This window comes from Kitasatospora sp. NPDC056327 (genome assembly GCF_042261735.1).
Lineage (GTDB): Bacteria > Actinomycetota > Actinomycetes > Streptomycetales > Streptomycetaceae > Kitasatospora.
In genome coordinates this window covers 1-3,115 of the sequence record NZ_JBHJRC010000491.1, presented here as the reverse complement: position 1 = coordinate 3,115, position 3,115 = coordinate 1, and the positions used below count along the sequence as shown (strand labels likewise).

At 78.3% G+C, this 3,115-nt stretch carries 2 protein-coding genes; one reads left to right on the top strand and one right to left on the bottom strand.

The features are described from left to right. Positions 1-425: 425 nt before the first annotated feature. A complete protein-coding gene (locus ACFCX4_RS35615; protein WP_376151524.1) occupies positions 426-659 on the top strand; it encodes a hypothetical protein in 234 nt (77 codons plus the stop codon). Between the two features lie 67 nt (positions 660-726). Here ACFCX4_RS35615 and ACFCX4_RS35610 read toward each other — a convergent pair whose 3' ends face one another. Then, the gene (locus ACFCX4_RS35610) at positions 727-2,943 is read right to left on the bottom strand and encodes a tetratricopeptide repeat protein (RefSeq protein ID WP_376151522.1); all 2,217 of its coding nucleotides are present in this window, start codon (positions 2,941-2,943) and stop codon (positions 727-729) included. Positions 2,944-3,115 lie beyond the last annotated feature (172 nt).

The window sequence follows — 3,115 nt, the reverse complement described above, 5'->3', positions numbered from 1 at the left end:
GGGTACGGCCGCGCGGGGCCTCGGCGGCGGGTGCGACCGGCTCGGCGGCCTCGGCGGCCGGCTCGACCACGGGCTGGGCGGGCGCGACCGGCTCGACGACCACAGCGGCCTCGGCGGCCTGCGGGGCACCGGCGGGCGCGGTCGCCTTGCGGGAGGCACGACGGCGGCGCGGGGCCGGTCAATGGCAGTTCTCCCCGGGCCGGCACGGCCCGCACTTGGCGTAGTCCGCCTCCCGCAGCTTCCAGTCCACCGCGAACCGAAGTCCGCCCCTCCCAGCCGCGCCCCCGCCCGGCGGCCCGATCGACGACGGCGATCGACGCACGGTGCTCGTGCGTCGATCAGCCGTTGAACGCTGCTTGCCATGCTGATCACGTCAGCCGGTACAACCCCTTCCCACCAGGGAAGACCACCCCCAGGGAGCAGTCATGGCGAAGCACTCCACGAACGGCACCGCCCGGATCCGCCTGGCCGTCGCGGGCCTCGGCCTCGGCGCCCTGCTCGCCCTGGGCGCGGCGGGCACCGCGATGGCGGACGGCCCCGCGGCCGGTCCGGCGGCCGGCCCGGGCGCCACCGCGCCGACCGTCACCCCGACCCCGACCCCGACCGCCACCCCGACCGACGGCACCGGCCACGGGGACTGGAACAGCACCGGCTCCTGATTCCCGCCGTCCCGACCTGCCCACCCCGCGCAGAACCGTTTCTGCCGCCCCCGAACGGTCGGCCCCCTCACGGATCCACGAGCGCGAACGCCGGCTCCGCGAGCAGCCCCGCCACCTCGGCGGCCTCCGGAAGCCCCAGCCGCCGGAAGATCGCGAGCGCCTCTCGCAGCCGCGCCCCCGCCTCGGCCCCGCGCCCGAGACCGGCCAGTGCCCGGCCCAGCACCACCAGCGCCTGCGCCTGGTCCCGCTCCGCCCCCAGCTCCTCGCAGAGCGCCAGCGCCCGCTCCGCGTGGCCGAGCGCCTCGTCCGCCCGGCCCAGCTCGCGCAGACTGTCCGCCAGCCGGTACCGCGCGTGCGCCGCCCGGTCCCGCAGACCGGCCGCCACCGACACCGTCAGGCACTCGCCGAACCAGGTCACCGCCTCCTCGTGCCGCCCCAGCGCGTGCAGCGCCAGCCCCAGCACGTACAGCGTGTACGCCCGGCCCGGATCGTCCTGCCGGGTCCGCAGCTCGGCCAGCACCTCGTGGCAGATGGTCACCGACTCCTCCGCCCGCCCGCTGCGCACCCGTGCCAGCGCCGCGTTCACCGTCGTCACCAGTGCGCCGGACCGGTGTCCGAGCCGGTTGGCCAGCAGCAGCGCCTCGTCGTAGTGGTCCACCGCCTCGTCGTAGCGGCTCAGGAACTGGCAGATCAGCCCCAGGTCGTTGAGTGCCTGCCGCAGGATCACCGTGTCCCCTGCGGTGCGCGCCGCCTCCACCGCCCGCCGGGACGCCGCCTCGGCCGCGTCCAGCCGGGTCGCGGCCAGGGCGACGTTCCCGCGCAGGAAGTGCGCCCGCCCCTCCGCCCGGGCGTCGCCGTGCCGGGCGGCCGCCTCCGCCAGCGCGTCGGCGGTCGCCGCGAGCTGACGGCTCGGCGGGGTCAGCACGAACGGGGTGAGTGCGATCAGCAGGTCGATCGCGGCCGGCAGCGCCCGCCCCGGGCCGCCCCCCGTACCGGCGGAGCCCGCGGCCGCGGTGCCGGCCGCGACCTGGGCCGCCAGCGCCACCGCGCCCGCCCGCTCCGCCGACGCCCACTCGCGGGCCGCCTCCCGGCCGGGCAGCGCGACGCCGGGGGAGCGGGCCGGGCCGAGCGCGCCCGCCGCCGGGTCGCCCGGCACGGCGTGCTGGAACGCGGTGCAGGCGGTGGCCAGCAGATGGTCGAGCAGCCGGTCCCGGGCCGCCACCGTCTCCCCGTCGTCCCCGCCGGCCTCGCCGGCCCCCTCCGGGTGCCCCTCGGCAGGACGTCTCCGGGCGAACGCCCGCAGCAGGTCGTGGTACCGGTAGCGCCCGGGGAAGGGCGACTCCACCATCGCCACGTCGACCAGCGCCTCCAACAGGTCCTCGGCGTCGTACGGGTCGAGGTCCAGCAGCGCGGCGGCCGCCGCCAGGCCGATGTCCGGCCCGTCCACCGAGGCGACCAGCCGGAACGCCCTGGCCTGATCCGCCGTCAGCTGGCGGTAGCTCAGTTCGAAGGCCGCCGCCACCGCGAGGTCGCCGATCCGCAGCTCGTCGATCCGCCGCCGCTCGACCTGGAGGCGGCGGCTGAGCGTCTCCACCGTCCAGCCCGGCCGGGCGGCCAGCCGGGCGGCCACGATCCGCACCGCCAGCGGCAGGTAGCCGCAGGCCACCACCAGCTCGCCCGCGGCGCGCGGTTCGGCGGCCAGCCGCTCCGCGCCGATCGTGCGGCCCAGCAGGTCCAGCGCCTCCTCCGGCTGGAACACGTCCAGGTCCACCTGCACGGTGGCGGACAGCCCGGCCGGCCTCGTCCGGCCGGTGGTGAGCACCGCGCAGCCGACCGCGCCCGGCAGCAGCGGCCGGATCTGCGCGGTGTCCTTGGCGTTGTCCAGCACCAGCAGCAGCCGGCGGCCGTCCACCACCGAGCGGAACAGTGCCGAGCGGGCGTCCAGGCCGTCCGGCACCGCGTCCGCCGCGACCCCGAGCGCCACCAGGAAGCCGCTCAGCACCGCCTCCGGGTCGGCCGGCACCGGATCCGAGCCGCGCAGGTCCACGTACAACTGGCCGTCCGGGTAACCGTCCCGGACCCGGTGCGCCACGTGCAGGGCCAGCGCCGTCTTGCCGACCCCGCCCATCCCGACCACGGTCGCGATCACCAGGGCCTTCGACGGCCCGGCGTTCCCGCCCTCCGTGGCCCCGGGGCGGTCCGGCGCGCCGGGCTCCGGTGCTCCGTGCCCCGGTGCTCCGTGCTCTTCGGAGGGGGCGGCCAGCGCCCCGCGCAGCGCCCGCACCGAGGCCGTCCGCCCGGTGAAGTCGGCGGCGTCCGGCGGCAGCTGGGCCGGCCGCGGCGGCGCGGCGGCCGGCCGGGCGGCGGCCGCCGCGGGGGTGGGGCCAGCCCCCCCCCCCCCTTCAACCCGTGTGCGTTGGCGTCAGCCCCACCACCACCCCCCGAAACAACTCGAT

Coding starts and splice junctions, on each gene's coding strand:
- ACFCX4_RS35615 (WP_376151524.1), top strand. CDS start 426: ATGGCGAAGCACTCCACGAACGGCACCGCCCGGATCCGCCTGGCCGTC.